Source organism: Leifsonia shinshuensis (genome assembly GCF_014217625.1).
Classification (GTDB): domain Bacteria; phylum Actinomycetota; class Actinomycetes; order Actinomycetales; family Microbacteriaceae; genus Leifsonia; species Leifsonia shinshuensis_A.
The window spans coordinates 1,118,700-1,137,098 of record NZ_CP043641.1 but is presented as its reverse complement, the minus strand read 5'-3'; the positions used below and the strand labels follow the sequence as shown (position 1 = coordinate 1,137,098).

Annotated in this window: 18 protein-coding genes and 1 other RNA gene; 9 read left to right on the top strand and 10 right to left on the bottom strand. The window is 67.9% G+C overall.

The window, feature by feature from the left end:
* The first annotated feature begins 41 nt into the window (after window positions 1–41).
* From F1C12_RS05510 to F1C12_RS05475, 8 genes are all read left to right on the top strand, one after another.
* Complete coding sequence (locus F1C12_RS05510; RefSeq protein WP_185277803.1) at window positions 42–1,451, top strand: MFS transporter; 1,410 nt, start codon at window positions 42–44, stop codon at window positions 1,449–1,451.
* Window positions 1,448–2,206, top strand: a complete 759-nt coding sequence (locus F1C12_RS05505) for an SDR family NAD(P)-dependent oxidoreductase (protein WP_185277802.1) — start codon at window positions 1,448–1,450, stop codon at window positions 2,204–2,206. Before F1C12_RS05510 ends, F1C12_RS05505 begins: the two co-directional genes overlap by 4 nt.
* 9 nt (window positions 2,207–2,215) lie before the next feature.
* Window positions 2,216–2,953 (top strand): SDR family NAD(P)-dependent oxidoreductase, encoded by a 738-nt coding sequence (locus F1C12_RS05500; RefSeq protein ID WP_185277801.1) that lies wholly within the window; start codon window positions 2,216–2,218, stop codon window positions 2,951–2,953.
* Between the two features lie 105 nt (window positions 2,954–3,058).
* Window positions 3,059–3,454: a transfer-messenger RNA gene (gene ssrA, locus F1C12_RS05495) on the top strand.
* A 138-nt stretch (window positions 3,455–3,592) separates the two neighbouring features.
* Entirely contained in the window at window positions 3,593–3,775 is a 183-nt protein-coding gene (locus tag F1C12_RS05490; RefSeq protein WP_185277800.1) for a hypothetical protein, read from the top strand.
* Window positions 3,776–3,950: 175 nt separating this feature from the next.
* Window positions 3,951–4,244, top strand: a complete 294-nt coding sequence (locus F1C12_RS05485; RefSeq protein ID WP_185277799.1) for a hypothetical protein — start codon at window positions 3,951–3,953, stop codon at window positions 4,242–4,244.
* Between the two features lie 129 nt (window positions 4,245–4,373).
* Complete coding sequence (locus tag F1C12_RS05480; protein WP_258046132.1) at window positions 4,374–4,790, top strand: DUF1801 domain-containing protein; 417 nt, start codon at window positions 4,374–4,376, stop codon at window positions 4,788–4,790.
* A gap of 68 nt (window positions 4,791–4,858) precedes the next feature.
* On the top strand, window positions 4,859–5,689 hold the full coding sequence (locus F1C12_RS05475) for a hypothetical protein (protein ID WP_185277798.1): 831 nt from the start codon (window positions 4,859–4,861) through the stop codon (window positions 5,687–5,689).
* Window positions 5,690–5,730: 41 nt separating this feature from the next.
* Here F1C12_RS05475 and F1C12_RS05470 read toward each other — a convergent pair whose 3' ends face one another.
* The gene (locus F1C12_RS05470; protein ID WP_185277797.1) at window positions 5,731–6,936 is read right to left on the bottom strand and encodes a toxic anion resistance protein; all 1,206 of its coding nucleotides are present in this window, start codon (window positions 6,934–6,936) and stop codon (window positions 5,731–5,733) included.
* A gap of 267 nt (window positions 6,937–7,203) precedes the next feature.
* Between F1C12_RS05470 and F1C12_RS05465 the strand changes: the two genes are divergently transcribed.
* Window positions 7,204–7,551 (top strand): hypothetical protein, encoded by a 348-nt coding sequence (locus tag F1C12_RS05465; protein WP_185277796.1) that lies wholly within the window; start codon window positions 7,204–7,206, stop codon window positions 7,549–7,551.
* Window positions 7,552–7,553: 2 nt separating this feature from the next.
* Here F1C12_RS05465 and F1C12_RS05460 read toward each other — a convergent pair whose 3' ends face one another.
* From F1C12_RS05460 to F1C12_RS05420, 9 genes are all read right to left on the bottom strand, one after another.
* Window positions 7,554–8,969, bottom strand: a complete 1,416-nt coding sequence (locus tag F1C12_RS05460; RefSeq protein WP_185277795.1) for an APC family permease — start codon at window positions 8,967–8,969, stop codon at window positions 7,554–7,556.
* 123 nt (window positions 8,970–9,092) lie between these two features.
* Entirely contained in the window at window positions 9,093–9,959 is an 867-nt protein-coding gene (locus F1C12_RS05455) for an alpha/beta fold hydrolase (RefSeq protein WP_258046131.1), read from the bottom strand.
* Entirely contained in the window at window positions 9,947–10,960 is a 1,014-nt protein-coding gene (locus F1C12_RS05450) for an adenosine deaminase (RefSeq protein WP_219732686.1), read from the bottom strand. Before F1C12_RS05450 ends, F1C12_RS05455 begins: the two co-directional genes overlap by 13 nt.
* Window positions 10,961–11,027: 67 nt before the next feature.
* The gene (locus F1C12_RS05445; RefSeq protein WP_185277794.1) at window positions 11,028–12,419 is read right to left on the bottom strand and encodes a glycosyltransferase family 2 protein; all 1,392 of its coding nucleotides are present in this window, start codon (window positions 12,417–12,419) and stop codon (window positions 11,028–11,030) included.
* Window positions 12,416–13,630, bottom strand: coding sequence for an MFS transporter (locus F1C12_RS05440; protein WP_185277793.1), 1,215 nt, complete (start codon window positions 13,628–13,630; stop codon window positions 12,416–12,418). Before F1C12_RS05440 ends, F1C12_RS05445 begins: the two co-directional genes overlap by 4 nt.
* The gene (locus F1C12_RS05435; RefSeq protein ID WP_185277792.1) at window positions 13,627–15,168 is read right to left on the bottom strand and encodes a GMC oxidoreductase; all 1,542 of its coding nucleotides are present in this window, start codon (window positions 15,166–15,168) and stop codon (window positions 13,627–13,629) included. Before F1C12_RS05435 ends, F1C12_RS05440 begins: the two co-directional genes overlap by 4 nt.
* On the bottom strand, window positions 15,149–15,829 hold the full coding sequence (locus tag F1C12_RS05430) for an HAD family hydrolase (RefSeq protein WP_185277791.1): 681 nt from the start codon (window positions 15,827–15,829) through the stop codon (window positions 15,149–15,151). The genes F1C12_RS05435 and F1C12_RS05430 overlap by 20 nt, the downstream gene beginning before the upstream one ends.
* Window positions 15,826–17,235 carry an adenylosuccinate synthase gene (locus tag F1C12_RS05425; protein ID WP_185277790.1) on the bottom strand — a complete coding sequence of 470 codons (1,410 nt, stop codon included), beginning with the start codon at window positions 17,233–17,235 and terminating at the stop codon, window positions 15,826–15,828. Before F1C12_RS05425 ends, F1C12_RS05430 begins: the two co-directional genes overlap by 4 nt.
* A gap of 19 nt (window positions 17,236–17,254) precedes the next feature.
* The gene (locus tag F1C12_RS05420; protein WP_185277789.1) at window positions 17,255–18,145 is read right to left on the bottom strand and encodes a hypothetical protein; all 891 of its coding nucleotides are present in this window, start codon (window positions 18,143–18,145) and stop codon (window positions 17,255–17,257) included.
* Between the last annotated feature and the right edge of the window lie 254 nt (window positions 18,146–18,399).

The window sequence follows — 18,399 nt, the reverse complement described above, 5'->3', positions numbered from 1 at the left end:
CCCACCCCCAACCCACGCATTCCCTCCACGAAAGGGGAGACATGAGCACCGTCGCTCGTGAGTCCGCCGGACGGCTTCGCACCGTCGGCGTCAAGGAAACCCGCCGCGCGACCGCCATCGCGTTCTTCGCCTGGACCATCGCGGTCTACGACTTCATCCTGTTCGGGACGCTGCTGCCCGACATCGCCGCCGACTTCGGCTGGAGCACCAGTGAGGCGCTGCTCGTCTCGACACTGGTGAGCATCGGTACCTTCGTCGTCGTGATCTGCGTCGGCCCGCTGGTCGACCGGCTCGGCCGGCGGAAGGGCATGATCATCTCCGTCGGCGGCACAGCGCTGTCCTCCGCCGCGACCGCCGCCACCATGAGCTCGGCGTACCTGGTCGGCGTGCGCTCGGTCAGCGGCCTGGGCCTGGCGGAGCAGTCCGTCAACGCCACCTACCTCAACGAGCTCTACGCGCTGACCGAGGACAAGCGGATCAAGCGCAACCAGGGCTTCGTCTACGCGATGGTGCAGACCGGATGGCCGCTCGGCGCGATGCTCGCGGCCGCCTTCGTCGCCATCATCATCGCGATCTTCGGCCTCGACAGCTGGCGCATCGCCTTCCTGATCGCCACGGTCCCCGCGATCTGCGTCGCGCTGCTCTGCCGGCGGCTCAAGGAGAGCCCGCAGTTCGTCGTCCAGCAGCATGTGCGCGCGCTGCGCAAGGAGGGCCGGGTCGAGGAGGCCGCGCAGATCGCCGCAGCAGCAGGCCTCGACCACCAGACCGCCGCTCCGTTCAAGCGGATCTTCCAGGGCAAGCACCTGCGCAACACCATCGTTCTGTCGCTGGCCTGGCTGGTGAACTGGTTCGGCATCCAGACCTTCTCGGTGCTCGGCACGACCGTCCTCCAGACCGGCAAGGGCATCGATGCCTCCAACGCGCTGATGCTCGTGGTCGGTTCCAACCTGGTCGGCGCGCTCGGATACCTCACGCACGGCTGGCTGGGCGACCGCTTCGGCCGCAAGCGGGTGATCGTGACCGGCTGGATCCTCGGCGGCATCTGCTTCGGCGTGCTGCTGCTGGGGCCGAGCAACACCGTGTTCGTGCTGATCAGCTACATGCTCGGCCTGTTCTTCCTGCTGGGGCCGTACGCGGCGATCATGTTCTTCCAGGCGGAGTGCTTCGACCTGGACTGCCGGGCGACCGGCAGCACGTTCATCGGGGCGATGAGCCAGCCGGGCGCGATCATCGGCGGGTTCATCCTCACCGGGCTCACCGCGGCCGCTGTGCCGTTCTCCACCGCCGCGCTCTGGGTCGGCGCGCTCGGGACGCTGGTGTCCGGGCTGGTCATGCTCGGGACGAAGACCGTCACCCCGCGGGCCGCTGCGGCCGCTGCGGCCGCTCCGGCCTCCGCCGACGCGGTGGTCCCGGTCGCGGGCTCCGTGCCGGATGAGGAGGTCGGCGGATGAGCGCGGTCAGCATCGTCAGCGGCGCGGCCTCCGGGATCGGCCGGGCCGCCGCCGTCCGGCTCGCCTCCCGCGGCGACCGCGTGGTCATCGGCCATTACGCCGCCGACCCGCACGACGCGGGGGAGACGCTCCGCCAGGTGCGCGAGGCCGGGGGAGAGGGCGTCGTCGTCGACCTGGACGTGTCGAGCACCGCCTCCGTCGAGGCGTTCGCCGACGCGGCGCTGAGCGCGTACGGGCGCATCGACCACGTCGTGGCCAACGCCGGCATCCTCCGCCGGGCGCCCTTCGCCGAGATGACCGACCGGCAGTGGGACGAGGTGCTGCAGGTGGACCTGCACGGCGTGATGCGGCTGGCCCGCGCCGCGGTCCCGCACCTCGGCGACGGCGGCTCGATCGTCGCCATCTCCTCCATCGCCGGCGGCGTCTACGGCTGGCAGGAGCACGCCCACTACGCGGCGGCGAAGGCCGGCGTCCTCGGCCTGATCCGCAGCCTGGCCGTCGAGCTCGGTCCGCGCCGGGTGCGCGCGAACGCGATCATCCCCGGCCTCATCGAGACGCCGCAGTCGCTGGACGCAGTCAACTCGCTCGGCCCGGACGGCCTGCGTGCCGCCGGGGACGACATCCCCTGGGGCCGTGTCGGACGGCCGGAGGAGGTCGCGTCGGTGATCGCCTTCCTCACCTCCGCCGACGCCACGTATGTGAGCGGTCAGGCGATCACCGTCGACGGTGCGCTCACCGTCGCGATGCGGGACTGAGGGGGAGCGATGACCGGAGTCCTGAATGGCCGCACCGCCCTCGTGACCGGCGCGGCGAGCGGCATCGGGCTGGCGATCGCGCGGCTCTTCGCCGCCAGTGGGGCCGAGGTGGTCGGCGCGGACCGCGACGCCCGCGTCGCCGCCCTCGCCGCGGAGGAGGGCTGGAGGGCGGGCATCGTCTTCGACGCGGCCGACGAGCAGTCGGTCGCGGCCGCGGTCGCCGACGCCGAGAGTCGGCTCGGCCGCATCGACATCCTGGTCGCCTCGCACGGCGTCCTGACCGAGTCGCCCGTGGCCGCGATGCCGCTCGGCCGCTGGGAGGAGACGCTGCGCATCGACCTGACCAGCGTCTTCCTGCTGGCCAGGGCAGTCCTCCCCGGGATGCTCGCCCGCCAGGACGGCCGGATCATCGCGGTGTCCTCCCAGCTCGCCATGAAAGGCGGCGACGGCCTGGCCCATTACGCCGCGGCCAAGGCAGGGGTCATCGCCTTCGTGAAGTCGCTGGCGCTGGAGGTGTCGGCGCAGGGTGTGCTCGTCAACGCCATCGCGCCCGGCCCGATCGAGACCCCGCTGGTCGACGGGATCAGCGAGGAGTGGAAGGCGGCCAAGCGCGCCGAACTCCCGCTCGGCCGGTTCGGGCGCCCGGAGGAGGTGGCGCCCGCTGCGCTGCTGCTGGCGTCGGACCCGGGAGGGAACCTGTTCGTCGGCCAGACGCTCGGTCCGAACTCGGGCGACGTCATGCCCTGAACTGCCGCCGAGGTGATGTAGAATGAAAAGCTCGCCGCGAGGAGCGGTGTGTATCTGGACAACTCAACAGCGCGCGATGACGACCCGGCCTCACGGCCGTCGCACGGGGATGATCGGTTTCGACATTGTCTGCGAGAGTGTGAGAAGCGGGTCGAGGATGCATGGTTATCTCGTAAACGATCCATGCGAAAAAATAAGTGCCAATAACAAGAGCACTGTCTCGGCCAAGGCCGACTTCGCCCTCGCGGCGTAAGTTCCCCTTCGCCATTTGAAGAGACCGTCAGACCGGGAACTGTCTTCTACCCGGATCCTGGCGTCAGCTAGAAGACTTGCTTCTGCGTTGAGCATCAGGGCGCAGAGGGACTCCAACTGATACTGAGCCCGTCGGAGCAGGTGCCAGCGACAAGTTCCGGGGCTGAGAAAGCGACTTCACTGGCTACGCCCGTAGAAGGCATACGACCACAGCAGTGGACGGGGGTTCGATTCCCCCCATCTCCACCGGATCGGTCGTCGTCGCGCGTTGTTGAGGGTTCCGGGGCGCTTCGGTGATCGGGGGCGGCGATGCGGGGTCGGGCTGCGGCCGATCGGCGGCGGTCATTGCGGGTTCGCGCGCTGTGGTCCGCCGCGACGGTCCTCCTCGTGCTGGTGCTGACTGCGCCGCTCGGACTCGCCGGATTCTGCCCGTCGGGTGGGGAGTGCGTCATCACGCCGACGAACATCCTGGCCATGCCGGTTCCGCCGTGGCTGTGGGCGGTGGTGACACCGGTCGTCGTCGCGGCGCTCATCGCGGGCGTCCTCCTCCCTCGGCGCGGGAGAGGGTGAGGATCGCCGCCGTGCGAACCCGGCCCTCGGCAGGGCACCGAGCTGTCCGCATGATCGCCGCGACGGCGTCCGCGTCCGCACTCCTTCTCGGAGTGACTGGTTGTGAGACGACGACCACCGCCGCCCCCCGCTCGTCATCTGCGGGACGACCCTCTCGAACTCCGCGGCCGGCGCCGTGCTGTGGGACGTCTCGCAGCACCGGATCGTGGACTCGCGGACGATCGGCGGCCTGCTGTTCCTGAAGGTGAGCGACGACTGCGACCGCGGCGCGACCGTCCAGTGGACACCCGCGGACGCGGCGACGCAGCTGCGCGAAGTACGCGCGAGCGACGGACGCCCGGCCGCCGTCATCCTCCGGCCGAACCACGACCGCTTCACGATCACGATCGTCGGCGACACCGGTCGCACCACGGTGAAGGTCGACCTGCCTCCGGAGACCCCGATCCCGACGCCGAGCCTCATCGACTGATCTCGACCGCGGCGAGCGTGCTCGCAGTGCTATCTCCAATCGAGCAGATATCGAGAAGCCCCCCGCCTCCCGTGCCCGTAGATTGAATCTCAGCCGACAACACGGCACGATTCACACGAAGGGGACACCATGGCCGACACCACGTTCAGCAAAGAGGAGAAGGCGGCGATCAAGGCCGCCGTCGCCGAGAAGAAGGCGCAGCAGGCCGGGGCCGACGCCGCCGCCGCGTGCGATGAGGCGATCGCCGCGATGACCGGGACCGACAAGGAGCTCGCCCAGGCCTTCCACCAGCTGGTCACGGACAACACCGACCTCGCCGCCAAGACCTGGTACGGGATGCCGGCGTACGCCGACGCCGACGGCAAGACGGTCGTCGCGTTCAAGCCGGGGTCCAAGTTCAAGATCCGTTACGCCACGCTGGAGTTCCAGCAGGCTGCCACCCTGGACGACGGCAACGTCTGGCCGGTCGGGTTCGCCCTCACCAAGCTCGACGACGCCGACAAGGAACGTATCGCGCAGATCCTCCGCGCCGCCGTGCGGCGCTGAGAGGGCAACCCGCCGCCTCGCACGAATCGGGGGCGTCCAGCGATCGCGGGACGTGATTGGATGAGCGCGTGGGGCAATCGACGGATGGCGAGGCGGCGGAAGACCCGCAGACGTTCCTGGCCGAGCTGGTCGAGAGCGTGGCGCGCGCGCTGGCCCCGGCGCTGCTGGCACGGGTGCTGGTCGTCGAGCGCAGGCGTACTCTCGCCGACCGGCTTTTCCGTCGGCCGGGGGCGATCGCGCGGGTGAGCCTGATCGGCGCCGAGGAGAACCTCTCCCTCGCGTACGAGCCCGGTCCGCACTGGACCGGCGAGGTCGAGCGCGTCTACAACGGCGTGAGCGTCACTCGTCGCCCCCTCGGCCTCGGGGACTGGCTCACCGCCTTCGCCGGCCGTGTGGCTGCGCTCGCCGCACAGGCCGCGGGGGATGCCGCGACCTCCTCTCGCGCGCTGCAATCGCTCGGGCTGGAGCCCGTCGGGTCGGAGATCCAGGTGCGCGACGCCACGATCGAGGGCGACCTCCGCACCCTCCCGGCACGCCTGGGACAGCGGGTGCCGCCCGAGGCGGTCGCGCAGGTGGAGCGGATCGGGGGCCTCATCATCGACGCCCTGCCGCGGGTCGCGGGGCAGGGCGAGCCGGAGGTCGTGGTGCGGCGCACGGCGACGGTCTACCTCCCCGACACCCTGCGCGCGTACCTGTCCCTGCCCGCCGACTGGACGGCCGAGCACGTGCTGCCCGACGGGACCAAGGCGGCGGACGCGCTGATCGGCCAGCTCGGCGAGCTGGAGCGCGCGGCGAAACGCATGCGGGACGCCGCGGTCGAGCAGGACGCGTCGGCGCTGCTGGTGAACGGGCGGTTCCTCACGCAGCGGTTCGGGACGTCGCGGCTCGACCTGCCGTAGGGCTCGACCTGCCAGAGCGGGGGCGCCGTCCCCACGCCGCCTCAGCTGCCCGAGTGCGACCGGTCTACGTAGCTCCGCGACCGGGTGATCTGCTGCTCCAGCGCGTCCACCGTCTTCGCCATGCTCTCGACCGCCTTCACGCGGTAGCTGTCGATGGAGTCCATCGTCGCGAACACGTTGTCGAACGCGTGCTGCAGCGTCTGGATGCTGACCCCGGTCGAGACGGCCTCCTCGTGAATGCGCGCCGTCTGCTGCCGCAGCAGCTCGCCGGTGCGGTCGATCATGGAGTTCGTCGCGTCATTGAGCGCGCTGATCTGGTCGAGGACCAGCTCCTGGTTGCCGAGCGCCTGAGCGACGATGATCGCGGTGCGCAGCGCGGCGACGGTGGTCGTGCGGGCGCGCTCGACGCCTTTGATCAGCTCCAGGTTGTTCTTCCGGATGGCGTCGAGCGCGAGGTAACCCTGCACCGAGACGGCGATCTGCGTCGTCAGGTCCTGGCGGCGCTGGCGGATCGGGAACAGGGCGTCGGCGACCAGGGAGTCCGCACGCTGCGGGTCGGTCGCGCGCAGCTCGGCGGCACGCTTCTCGATCGAGTCGTCCAGCGCCTTCGCGAGCGTGGCGTACTCGCCGAGCTTGCCCATCGTCGCCCACAGGTTGGTGCGCTCCAGGTCGATGGCCGCGTTGTCCTTCAGGAGGGCGTCCTGACCGGAGATGAGCGCGGTGATGATCGCGTCGAGCTGCTTCTGCGCGGGCTGGTAGCGCTCGAAGTACCGCATGAGCGACTTGCCGCCCGGCAGCCTCCCGAGGATGCCCTTCGAGCCGGACAGGTTGGCGTGGCCCGGGTCGAGGTCGGTGATCGTCGTGCGCAGCTGCTGCAGCGTCTGCGCCACCTGCGTCTGCGGGTCGGAGGGGCCGCCGCGTCCCCGCGCCGCCGCGAGCGAGGACTCCGGCCGCTGCAGCATCCGGTTCGACACCTCGGAGGAGGAGCGGATCTCCTGCACCCCCATCCGCGCGATCTCGTCGACGCGGCGGGTGAACTCGGGGCTGCCCGGCTCCACCCCGGCGAGTCCGGCGACGAACTCGTCCGCCTTCGCCGCGAGCTCGGCCCGCTTGTCGGCCGGGACGGCGACCATCCCGACGGCCTGGTCGCCGCCGACCTCCGGCACCGCGGCGGGCGGCGTGAGGCTCACCCCGGCCGCCGGCTCATCCGGAGGCGTCAACGGCTGGTTGAGGTCGAGCTCGGACATCGGTACTCCTCCCCGGGGTCGGGCGCGGATGGCGCGGCGCCCGACGACACGACACTTGAGCCAACCCTAGAACGAACAGTGCGGCCCGGGCGCGCGGTTCGGCCGACTCGCAGGTGCGGATACATCGCGCGGATGATCCGGTCGCGACGTTCGCCGGACGTGGCGACGGGAGGAGGCCGGGGAGGCTGGCAGGATGCGTCTGCGTTCCGTGCTGCCCTGGGCTCCGTCTCTGCTGGTCGTTCTGCTGGTGGGGGTCGGGGTTCTGTTGTGGCTGTCGTCGCCGCGCTCGCCCTGCTGCCGATCGGCGGGGCGATCGTTTTCGTGTCCGGATTCGCCCTGGGGGTGGAATATGTGCGGCTCTCCGTCCCCGGCCGCGACCTCGTCGCATACTCGAACGCGTGGGCGGAGTCGGTCGGGATCCTGGAGCGCGACGGACTCTATTACCGCGAGACGGACTGCCGGCTGTCGTACCTCATGCACGGCGTGCTCACGCACAACGCCTACGAGGCCACCATCGAGGACGGCCGCACGATCGTCCGCTACGACGTCGTCCCCGGCGGCCCGCGCTGGGGCGAGCTCGACCTCCAGGAGGAGTGCTCCCGCGGACCGGGGTGACCCTACGCCCGCGGCTCCCGGTCCTTCCCGACCGCCGTCGTGAAGCCGGTGACCGGCTGGTTCTCGTCGAACGCCGCGGTGCGCCGGCGGAAGCCGCGCGTGAGCACGAGCAGATAGCCGAAGCCGATGGCCGTCCAGATCAGGCCGCCGATCAGGGCGTCCGCGTGCAGGTTCGCCCAGAGGACGCCGGTCAGCAGCATGCCGATCCCCGGGAGGACGATGAAGCGCACGATGTCGCCGAACGTCCGGCGGCGGCCCTGGCGGATCGCGAACCAGGCGATGACCGAGATGTTGACGAACGTGAACGCGATCAGCGCGCCGAAGTTGATGAAGGCCGAGATCGTCTCCAGCGTGAACGACATGGCCAGCAGCGAGATCGCCCCGACGAGCACGATGTTCAGCGTGGGGGTGTGCGTCTTCGGGTCGATGTACCCGAAGAACCGGCGCGGGAGGACGTTGTTGCGGCCCATCACCAGCAGCATCCGGGACACCGACGCATGCGAGGCGAGGCCGGAGGCGAGCGTCGCCGCGAAGCCGGCCGAGACGAAGATCGCCTGGAAGACCGGGCCGCCCACGATCAGGCCGATCTGGGGGAGCGGGTCGTCGGTGAACTCGCCGAACGGCGCGTTCGTCGGGAACCGGAGCTGCGTGAAGAACCCGGCGATGAGGAAGATCGCCCCGCCGATCAGCACCGTCAGCAGGATCGCCCGCGGCATGACCTTCGGCGTCTTGGCCTCCTCGGCGTACATCGTGACCGCGTCGAAGCCGATGAACGAGAAGCAGACCACGGTCGCGCCGGTGAGGACGGCCGACAGGGTGACGCCGTCGTGGAAGAACGGCTTGACGGAGGCCACCGTGCCGTCGCCCGCGCCGTTCGCGAGCTGCGCGATGACCATGACGACGAACACGGTCATCACCGCGATGGCGAAGACGAGCAGGATCATGTTGATGTTCGACGTGCCGCGCATCGTGAAGTAGATGAGCGTCGTGACGGCCGCGCAGTAGATCACGACCCAGATCCAGCCGGGGACGTCGGGGAACACCTGCTCCAGGTAGAGCCGGATGATCAGGCAGTTCACCATCGGCAGCAGCACGTAGTCGATGAGCGAGGTCCAGCCGACCATGAAGCCGAGGTTCGGGTGGATGGACTCCCGCACGTACGTGTACGCCGACCCGGCGCTCGGGATGGCGCCGGCCATTTTTCCGTAGCTGACGGCCGTGAACATCATCACGATGAGCGCCACCAGGTAGGCGGCGGGCACGGCGCCGCTGGTCTCGTCGGAGACGATGCCGAAGGTGTCGAAGACGACGGTCGGCGTCATGTAGCCGAGGCCGAGGCCCACGATGGCCCACAGGCCGAGATTGCGGCGCAGGGTGCCGGAGCGCGCGGGCGCGGGCGCAGTGGACGTCGTCGTCATGAGCTCTCCTTCGCAGGACGGAAACGGCGCGCCGGGAGGTGGCCCAGCCGATCGACTTTCCGCGACCCTAGCAGGAGAACGGGGCTTTTCTGAAAGAACTGACAGAAAGGCGACGTGTTTCCGTCAGCGGGCGGAGGTCGCGACCAGCCAGTCCAGTGCCACGGGGAGGGCGGTCAGCACTGAGACGTGGCCCTCTCGCGGGCGCAGCCAGAGCTCGCCCCGGCGGAGGCGCTCCAGCATCCAGCCCGCGTGCGTGGCCGGGATGACGCGGTCGCGTCCGCCCTGCACCAGGAGGGTGGGCGCACTCACCGCGCCCAGTTCGACACCCCACGGGGAGACGTAGGCGAGGTCGTCCTCCACTTCGCCTTCGTGGCCCTCGGCCGCACCGGCTCCGGCGTCGGCGCCGAGCGCGGCCCACGCGCCTTTCAGGGTCTCGTAATCGCGGTCGGTGAACGACTCCGGCTCGAACTCGGCGGTCTCGGCGTACGCTGCGCGGGCGTCCCGGCCCGCGAGCGCGGCGCGCAGGCCGCCCGGGTCGGCCATCCCGGCGAACCAGTCGACGTCGCCCCAAAAGGGCGCGATGCCGGCGAAGGAGACGACAGCCGGGACGCGGGAGGGCGCGAGCGCGGCGCAGGCGAGCGCGTGCGGGCCGCCGCCGGAGGCGCCGAGCGTCGCGAAGCGGTCGACGCCGAGCTCGTCGAGGACGGCGAGCACATCGGCCGCCGCGTCGGCGACGCTGCGGCCGGCGAGGGCGTCGGAGCCGGGGTAGCCGGGCCGGGCGACCGAGACGACGCGGAGGCCGCGCGCGGCGGCCGCCTCGGCGACGGGCGGGATGACAGCGCCGGTCTGCGGGGTGCCGTGGTGCCAGACGATCACAGGGGGGTCGGCGACGACGTGGGCGTCGGCGCCCTCGCCGGTGTCGAAGAACCGCACCGCGCGGCCGTCCGGCCGGGTGATGCTCCCGACGCGGCCCCCGGTCACCCCCGCCACGCGTCCACCTCCGTCTGCAGCTCGGCCTTCCGCTCGGCAGTCGCGAACGACGCGTCGATGGAGGTGCGGGCGAACCGCTCCGCCTGGTCGGCCGTGACACCGAGCGCGTCCCGGATCGCGAGGTAGTTGTCGCCGACGTAGCCGCCGAAGTAGGCCGGGTCGTCCGAGTTCACGGTGACGCGGACGCCCGCGGCGTCGAGTCGCAGCAGCGGATGCGCGCCGAGGTCGGGCACCGTGCGCAGGCGCACGTTGGACAGCGGGCACACGGTCAGCGGGATGCCGTCGGCCGCCAGGCGTGCCATCAGGTCCGGGTCCTCCGCGGCGCGGATGCCGTGGTCGACGCGTTCCACACCGAGCAGGTCGAGCGCCTGCACGATGTAGGAGGGCGGTCCCTCCTCTCCGGCGTGCGCGACGGCGTGCAGCCCGGCGTCCTTCGCGCGGGCGAACACGCCGGCGAACAGCTCGGGCGGATAGCCGACCTCGGCCGAGTCGAGCCCGACCCCGAGCAGCCGCTCCGGGCGGGTGAGCGCGGCGGAGAGGACGGCGTCGGCGGACTCCACCGGCTGGTCGCGCAGGAAGCACAGGATGAGGCCGCCCGACATCCCGAGGTCGCGCTCGGCCTCCGCGAGCGCACCGCCGATCCCGTCCACGACGGCCTCGATCGGGATGCCGCGCGCGACGTGCGCCTGCGGGTCGAAGAACAGCTCGGCGTGCCGGACCCCCTGCGCGGCTGCCGTGCGAAGGTAGCGGCGGGTGAGCTCGGCGAAGTCGTCCTCGGTGCGCAGCACGGCCATCGTGGCGTAGTACAGGTCGAGGAACGACTGCAGGTCGGAGAAGTCGTACTGCGCCGCGAGCTCCTCGACGGTCGCGTACGGCAGGTCCACTCCGTTGCGCCCGGCGAGCTCGAACGCCAGATCGGGCTCGAGGGTGCCCTCGATGTGAAGGTGGAGTTCGGCTTTCGGAAGGGCGATCAGGGCGTCGTCGGAGGGCGGCGGTGTCATGGTTCGATCCTCCCACTGAAGGGGGTGCGGGTGGTCATCGGGGGGAGGGCGGAACCGCCGCTTCAGATCAACGATGCTGTTGCGTGTGCGCGGATTCTTCGATGTGTCGTCGGTGCACGGCTCTCAATCGTTGCGATCGGTCAGGACTGCGAACCACCGAGAACAGGTAGAGGATCGGCCCGATGTTGCGCGTCATCGACCACACGAGCACCGCGCACGGCAACGAGAAGATCTCGCCGAAGCGAAGCCGGGAGTGGCCGGTGCCGAGAAGGCGGAGGGCTCTCCGGATGAACAGAACGCTGAGACCGGCAGAAACGATGGGAATCGCGGCGAGCCATAGCTGACCAAGCAGGATCCCACAGAGAGCGAGAAACCAATACGGTGCCGGAGCCAGGAGGAAGCAGCCTGCACTGCGATAGAGCGATGCTGCTCGCTGAAGCTCATATCGGAAGACGCCGCGTGCCCGGAAACGCGGATGAAGTCGGTGGAAATTGACGACATCCGCCATTCCCGAGAACCAATAGCGCTTCTGGGCTGTGACCGCGACGGCCGTCGAGGGTGATTCGGTGTCTTCCATGATCGTGACGGGGACGACCGGCACCCTCAGGAGGGAGAGCCGAAAGCCGAGCTCGAGATCCTCGCACGGAGTTCGAGTGCTCAAACCCTCGAGAGTGAGAGCTCGATCGAGGCGCAGGACGAGCCCGTGGCCCTTCAGATGATAGGAATGGCCGAGCGGTTGGGGGCGAGAACGAGCACTGTTCCTACGATGGAGGTCGAACTCGAAGCCCAGGGCCCAGCGGGTCTGATAATAGGCGGCTCCGAGCGCGTACCAACCGGACGCGCCGCGCATGAGATCGGCATTCCGGAGCGACGTGTAATTCAGCTGGAGGACCTCGGGCAGGTCCCGCGCCACGATCGTGTCGCCGAGGGCACACACGGTGTCCGGCGACGCCGTCGAGTCGGCGTTGTAGGCGACGACGTATGCCTGAGCTTCGCTTCCTACCACTTCGGCCGCGATTCTGCGCATCCCGTAATTGAAAGCCGATGCCATGCTCGGCACTGGGGACGGATCCACAAGGACGCGTGAACCCGCGACGTCAGCGCAGAGTCGTTCGGCGATGGTCCGCGTGCAGTCTTGGTCGGAGGCCTTCGGCTCGTCGGTGATGGAGGTGACCACGGTGATCTGGGCCCGATAGGGCGAACGCTCGATCGAGCGCTGAAGGGCTGCGAAGGTCGCGGGAAGCGCATCGACCTCCTGGTACGCAGGAATGACGAAATGAAGGTCGACTGCTCGATCGGATTCCTTCGCACGAGCGGCGACCGCAGCCCGCTCGGACGTGAATAGGTGAGGCAGCCTCCACATTCTGACCAGATAGGCGCTGTTTCGCACCAAGGTCAACGCAGCTACGAGCACTGCCGCAACGAGCAGCGGAATGTGCAGTTGTGGGTCGTCGATCACGTCGTTCCTTGATTCGCACTTCGGGATGCCGATCGCGTCACCGCGGCAAGAGTCCCGACGGATCCGAGCAGGGCGACTAACACGCCGGCGGACCATGCCACAGCAGATGTGAGGCCGAGCGCTTGCCAAAGCTGCCCCATGAGCCCGTTCGTGATGGCCATGGTGACCCCCGTCGCCGAGCCGACAAGGGAGGTGGCGGTGGCGCGAATGGAGTCGGGAAACGTGGCCTGCGCCCAGACCGCCAGGGTCGTGAGCGCTATTCCGATCAGGAATTCGGCGAGAACATACGCCACGATCGCACCGACCGCGCCCAGCAGCACGAGGGCGAGGGAGGCGTTCACAATCGACAGCGTCGCGCCCACCACCACCTCGGGCGAGCATCGACGTGTCCATCGGGTCGTCCACGCTCCTGCGGCTGTGGACAGAGTGAGGACAAGGAGCACAATTCCCAGAAGGCCGGCATCGAAGCCGACGACGTCGACCGTCATCGGTTGCCACGTGAGGATGACGATGGCCAGATCGATCGCCGCGAGCACGCTGAGGGCCAGGAGGAGCCGCCCTTTGCGAGAAAGAATGTAGCGGACTCCCCGCTGCATCGAACGACCGATGGGTGACCCGGAACGACGAGGAGAGTCAGGCCAGGTGAAGGTTACCCAGACCGCGGCGGTGACGAGCAGGCCTCCAGAAATCGCAATGGAGACTCCATCGGCCATCGCCCACCCTGCGAGAGCCACGAGGACCGCCCCCAGCGCAGCCGAGGCCCAGCGGATTGTCTCAGAGCCTCGGATGGCGTGTTCGCCGTGATGCGACAGCCCTTCCGAGTTCAAAGTGTTGACCAGCAGTGCTGTGGATGCTCCGCTGTAGAGGGCAAGCCCACCCGACCAGAGCAGGATCGCCGCTGCGAACACCGCGGGATTCGACGCCACGGAGAAGACGAGCAACCCGGCCCCCCACAGGGCGAGGCCGCAGCTCACGAGTCGCTTGTGTCCGAATCGATCCCCCCAAGCGCCGCTCGGAGTCTCGATGAGCAGCGCCGTCACGGCGGTCAGCGACAACAAGCCGCCAACCAGTGCAGCGCCGAGGCCGCGCTGTCCCATGAGCGTGACAAAGGTCGCACCGAAGATGAAGTCGGCGACCGCGACAGTGCCAGTGAGAACCCATACTTTGACGATCAGCGATCTGGTGGTGCGATGCTTCAGACGCTCGCTCATCCGGAGACCATGTGGGACTGCTCCAGGGTCCGGGAGAGGCGACGAGAGAGCGCAACCATCGTAAGGAAGGGATTCCAAGAACCGCGTGTGGGAAATGCCGCGCCTCCGAGAACGTAGACATTGGAGGACCCGCGAAGTCGCCCGTCTTCGTCGGTCACGGCGCCGGACGATTCGTTGCCCATCCAGAGTGTTCCCGTTTCATGGAAGGCGAAGGGCATCCGTCGGGATTCAAGCCGCGACACCCACGTTCGGCTGGTTCTCTCCCAGTATTCGATGCTCGCTCCTCCGGACAGGCGGTCGAGAATCTGATCAGCGCATTCGTCTAGCGAATCCCACGCTTCACTATCGGCGGTGTCCAAATGGAAGCGACCGACGGTGATGTCACTATCGATTTCGATGCGGCTGGCGTCGGGAGCGCTGCCCTTGCCCGCGATCTCCGCGAGTCCGTGGACTATCAGAACCACATGGTTCTCATCGGTCACCAATGCGGGGGTTTCGTCGCCGAACATGTCCGGCATCAGCCGGTAGACGCGCTCGAGGTCGCGATCGCGATCGGTTGTCGCAACGGCCGAGACATGAAGATGAAACTCACGTTGTTCTGTGCGACCGTCGACGTAGAGCGCCGCCAGCTCTGGGCCTTCGGTCGAGAGACCCGCAAACGCATCACGCGGGATCCTGCACATGAAGAAACTCGCCGAGTTGGCCGCGAGGTTCCTCCCGGCGTGCCCCGCGTCCACCGTGTTCTGGGAACGGAGGACGAGTCCGGTCGCCTCCGACGTGCCGAGCGCGAGAATTAGCGCCGCGTCCCCGATATCGAGCGATCCCAAGGACGTGGATACGTGCGTGATGGACCCGTGGTGCCCCACGAGTTGCTCGACGAAGCACGAGGTGACGATGTCGAACGCAGGAGCCTCGGACGCGGCGCGGAGCAGCGGTCCGATCGCGCTGAACTTGGACGTCATCCCACTCGCATCCTCAGGATGCGCCAATGGCGCATCGAGTTCCTCCGGTCGGCGTGGGGTGAGTAGATGAGGGTTCCGTCGACTGACATCGAAGACACGATCCCGAAGCTGCTCATGAAGGCTGCCGAACTCTGCTGCGAGCGAAGTCGCGGGTCGTGCGCCCAACCACGATCGTGCTTCCTCCCAGTGATCGTCCAAGTCGTCGACGATCGATTCTGGCCAACGCCGGAGGTGATCGCGGGAAGGCTCCGGGACGGAGCCGCTCCAAACGAGCGTCCGCCCACCAAGAAATGGCACTTGCGAAACCAAGTCAAGCTCTCCCTCCGACCGCCACGGTGTCGCCGCGGCGGCAGACATGAGCGGCTGGAAAGCAACCCCGAGATTCTGTACATGGCTCGGCAGCAGAAACGAGCCTTGTTCCAGGACCAGAATCCGCGCTGTCGGGCGCCGAGCCAGGACCCCGGTGACGAAGGCCGCCGCAGTACCTCCTCCGCCGAGGACGACGTAGTCGTAACGACGTTTGCACGCTACGTCGAACGAGACAGTGAGATGTGAATCAGCGGTCAGGCGAGTCATGCATGCTCCTTTCGTCGCGAAATGCAGTGTCGGCCAGCTCGAGGATTGCGGTCGCGTCGAGTCGGGGGAGACGTACGTGAGCTGCCTTTGCGGCCGCCTGGCTGGTGGCCCCGACGGCGACGGCGAGATCCGCTTCACGAAACATGGGGACGTCAGCGGTGCCATCGCCCACGGCAAGCGTGTGCTCGCTTCCGAACTTCTGGATCAGTTCGCGTGCACGGCATCCTTTGTCGCTCTCATGGACCTCGAGAATCGCACCGCCTGTGCAGATGCCGTCTTCAGTCGACAGGTCGTTCGCTATGCAGGCGTCGATCGGAAACCGTTGTTCGATCGTGTTCGTCAACACGCGCAGCCCCGTCGAGATCAGAGCGATGCGATAGCCCCGTTCCCGAAGTCCGTCGAACAGTTCTGGCACCCCGTCGCTCAGCGGGATGTCTTCTGCGATGCTTGCCAGCTCCGGATAGCTGACTCCAGCAAGCAGCTGTGCGTCGAGCTGACAGAACTCGTCGTAGCCGATTTCGCCCGCGACGAACCTCTTGAGGTTGTCGGCTCCCTGTGGCGACCAGCGGTTCTTCGCTTCGAGGAGGTGCTGCCAAATGGACCGGATGGGAGTCAGCGTTCCATCGACGTCGAAGAGTGCGAGGCGGCTCTTGGCGGTCATTGCGCGACGAGCCCGTCGATCGAGGTGCCCGTTCGGACGAGCATGTCGGTGTCACGCGGACCGACCGTGACCGCTCCAACCTCCACGGAGAGCTGCTCCTCGACGAAAGCGACGAACTCCCGTGCCTTGACAGGCAGTCCCTCGAACGACTGCGTGCCGGTGGTTGGTTGAAGCCATCCGTCGAAGTACCGGAAGATCGGCCGACAGCGCTCGAGGGACTCGTGTTCTGCGTCGAATTCGATCACTGTGTCACCATCACGCTCGTATCCGACGCACACGCCGATCTTCTCGAAGGTGTCGAGAACGTCGAGCTTCGTGATCGCCACGCTCGTGAATCGGTTCACCTCAATGGCCCAGCGAGCCTGGACCAGATCCAGCCAGCCGCATCGTCGTTGGCGCCCGGTGGTCGTTCCGAATTCGTCACCTTCCAAGCGAAGGCGGTCCCCCAGGTCGGAAAGGTCCTCGGAGACGAACGCGCCGTTCCCGACCATGGTCTGGTATGCCTTGAGCACTCCGATTCGATGATCGATCTGATGCGGGTGGAATCCTGCTCCTGACCCAACCGAGTGAACCGCGGTCGGAGAAGTCGTGACGTAAGGGTAGATCCCGTGTTCCAGATCGATCAGAGGACCTTGCGCTCCCTCGAACAGGACCGAATGATCCGTAGCGACGAGATCTTCGATGAGTCGAGCAGAGTCGACTTCTCTTGTGAGCGCCACATCGCGGTAGCGGCGAACCCACTCGACATTTCGCTCGACCTCGTACTCGGGCAGGTCGAAGAACTGGACCGCTTCGCGGATCCTCTTCTCGATGAGCTTCGGATCGGCGAGGTCGTGGACCCGTAGACCGATCCGGTTCACCTTGCAGACGTTCGCTGGGCCGATCCCTCTCCGCGTGGTCCCGATCGCGGACCCAGTGCCCTCACGCGCGGCTTCCTGGCGGTCGTCGACCGATCGGTGAAGGGGCAAGATGAGGTGAGCGCGCCCACTCACGAAGACGCGGCCGCCTATACCCGGCGCGAACTCCTCGAAGCTCGTCAACTCGGACGCGAGACGTTCGAGGTTGATCAGGACTCCGTTGGCCAGAACGCCGATCACATTCGGGTGCCGCATTCCCGACGGTAGGAGGTGATTCTTCACCACCGTTTCTGAGCCGTCGGAGGCTTGGAAGACCGTAGTGTGGCCGGCGTTGTCGCCGCCTTGCACCCGGACGACCACGCCGTGCTGCGCGGCGAGGCGGTCTGTCATCGCCCCTTTGCCGCCATCCCCTTGTTGCAGGTCGCCGATCCAGGTGGCGGCCGGCGCGCTACTGGGCCGGAGGCCTTGCCTTCGGAGACGTCCAAGTCTCTCCTCTCGCCGCTGTGCAAGCTGTGCGCTCACGTACTGCGCGTCGATGACGGTCTCCATCTGTTCCCCCTTGTGTCCGTTATCGCTGAGCCGGTTCCAACCGAGCCATGCCGGCCTCGAGGCCCGCGTGCGTTCCCGCCGCCACCAATGGCTGAAGTAGCGACGTCACAGCGTCCAACCGGTGGACTGGCACGATTCGTCGGAGCCCACCCGGCCCGAGGGTGCGGAGAGCTTCGCCGACACGCACCGACTCGAGAGCGCGAGGGACCGGCGAGAGGCCGCCGAGAGCGACGCCGATGAGGTACGCGGTCCGCCAGAGTTCGCGTTGGATAATCGCGCTCACTGTGTCGGAGAGTTCGTCTCGATCGACGAGCGCGCGAGACCAGTCTTCGAATGTGCGGTCAGCGACGTCCCTGGAGATCTCAAGCAACGCGAACGCCGGCTCCGATCGCAACCGACGCCAGCCGTCGGCGCTCGCTGAGTCCGGGACGAAGAGCGCGGCCTGTTGATCCCACCAGTCGTAGTACGGGACGACAGTGGGTCTGAAAACAAAACCGCCCACTGGTCGGTCAAGGCGATCGGTGAAACGCACAGCTCGTCGGATTCCCATGATGGAGTTGCCGACCAGGCTGTCCTCGCTGTCGTGTTGCAGAGGGCCGTCAACAGGAGCGATGGTCTCGATGCCTGCCGACCGCAGATACTCGAACAGCACCACGTCGTCCGGTACGTCGGTCGTCGATCGACTCGCCGCGAATTCGTCGAGGCCACGGGCGACATCGGCGGGGACGACGAGTCCGACCGTCGGTACGTAGTCATCGACAACCGCGGTCCAGTCAGCATCAGTGGCAGCAGCGAGGCGCGCGGCGGTCGCCGTGCGTGAGCCCCATTCGACGAAGAGGGAGATCGCGTCCTTCGGTCTAGCGGCGACCAGTTTCAGGACTCGCTCCTCGAAGTCTCCGGCTGTCGCCACGTCATCCTGGAGGACCAAGTGATGCGTCGCCCGCGGCGACACCGCCGCCCAAGCAACGCGCGCTGTACGCCAAGCGGAAGGAGGTCCTTCGGGATCGGGATCCATCACAATGCGGAGATCGAGCCCCGGGTGGCGCGATTGGAGAGCCAGTGCCGCGTCGAGTCGACGTGGATGGGTCATAATCACGGCCGAAAGGATCACGGATGGTGCTCGTGTCACTGCGTCCTCGTTGTGCTCATTCGACCGAAGGTCGA

Coding starts and splice junctions, on each gene's coding strand:
- F1C12_RS05440 (WP_185277793.1), bottom strand. CDS start 13,630: ATGAGCGAGCGTCTGAAGCATCGCACCACCAGATCGCTGATCGTCAAA.
- F1C12_RS05470 (WP_185277797.1), bottom strand. CDS start 6,936: ATGTCCGAGCTCGACCTCAACCAGCCGTTGACGCCTCCGGATGAGCCG.
- F1C12_RS05425 (WP_185277790.1), bottom strand. CDS start 17,235: ATGGAGACCGTCATCGACGCGCAGTACGTGAGCGCACAGCTTGCACAG.
- F1C12_RS05460 (WP_185277795.1), bottom strand. CDS start 8,969: ATGACGACGACGTCCACTGCGCCCGCGCCCGCGCGCTCCGGCACCCTG.
- F1C12_RS05450 (WP_219732686.1), bottom strand. CDS start 10,960: ATGACACCGCCGCCCTCCGACGACGCCCTGATCGCCCTTCCGAAAGCC.
- F1C12_RS05430 (WP_185277791.1), bottom strand. CDS start 15,829: ATGACCGCCAAGAGCCGCCTCGCACTCTTCGACGTCGATGGAACGCTG.
- F1C12_RS05500 (WP_185277801.1), top strand. CDS start 2,216: ATGACCGGAGTCCTGAATGGCCGCACCGCCCTCGTGACCGGCGCGGCG.
- F1C12_RS05510 (WP_185277803.1), top strand. CDS start 42: ATGAGCACCGTCGCTCGTGAGTCCGCCGGACGGCTTCGCACCGTCGGC.
- F1C12_RS05480 (WP_258046132.1), top strand. CDS start 4,374: ATGGCCGACACCACGTTCAGCAAAGAGGAGAAGGCGGCGATCAAGGCC.
- F1C12_RS05435 (WP_185277792.1), bottom strand. CDS start 15,168: ATGACTCGCCTGACCGCTGATTCACATCTCACTGTCTCGTTCGACGTA.
- F1C12_RS05505 (WP_185277802.1), top strand. CDS start 1,448: ATGAGCGCGGTCAGCATCGTCAGCGGCGCGGCCTCCGGGATCGGCCGG.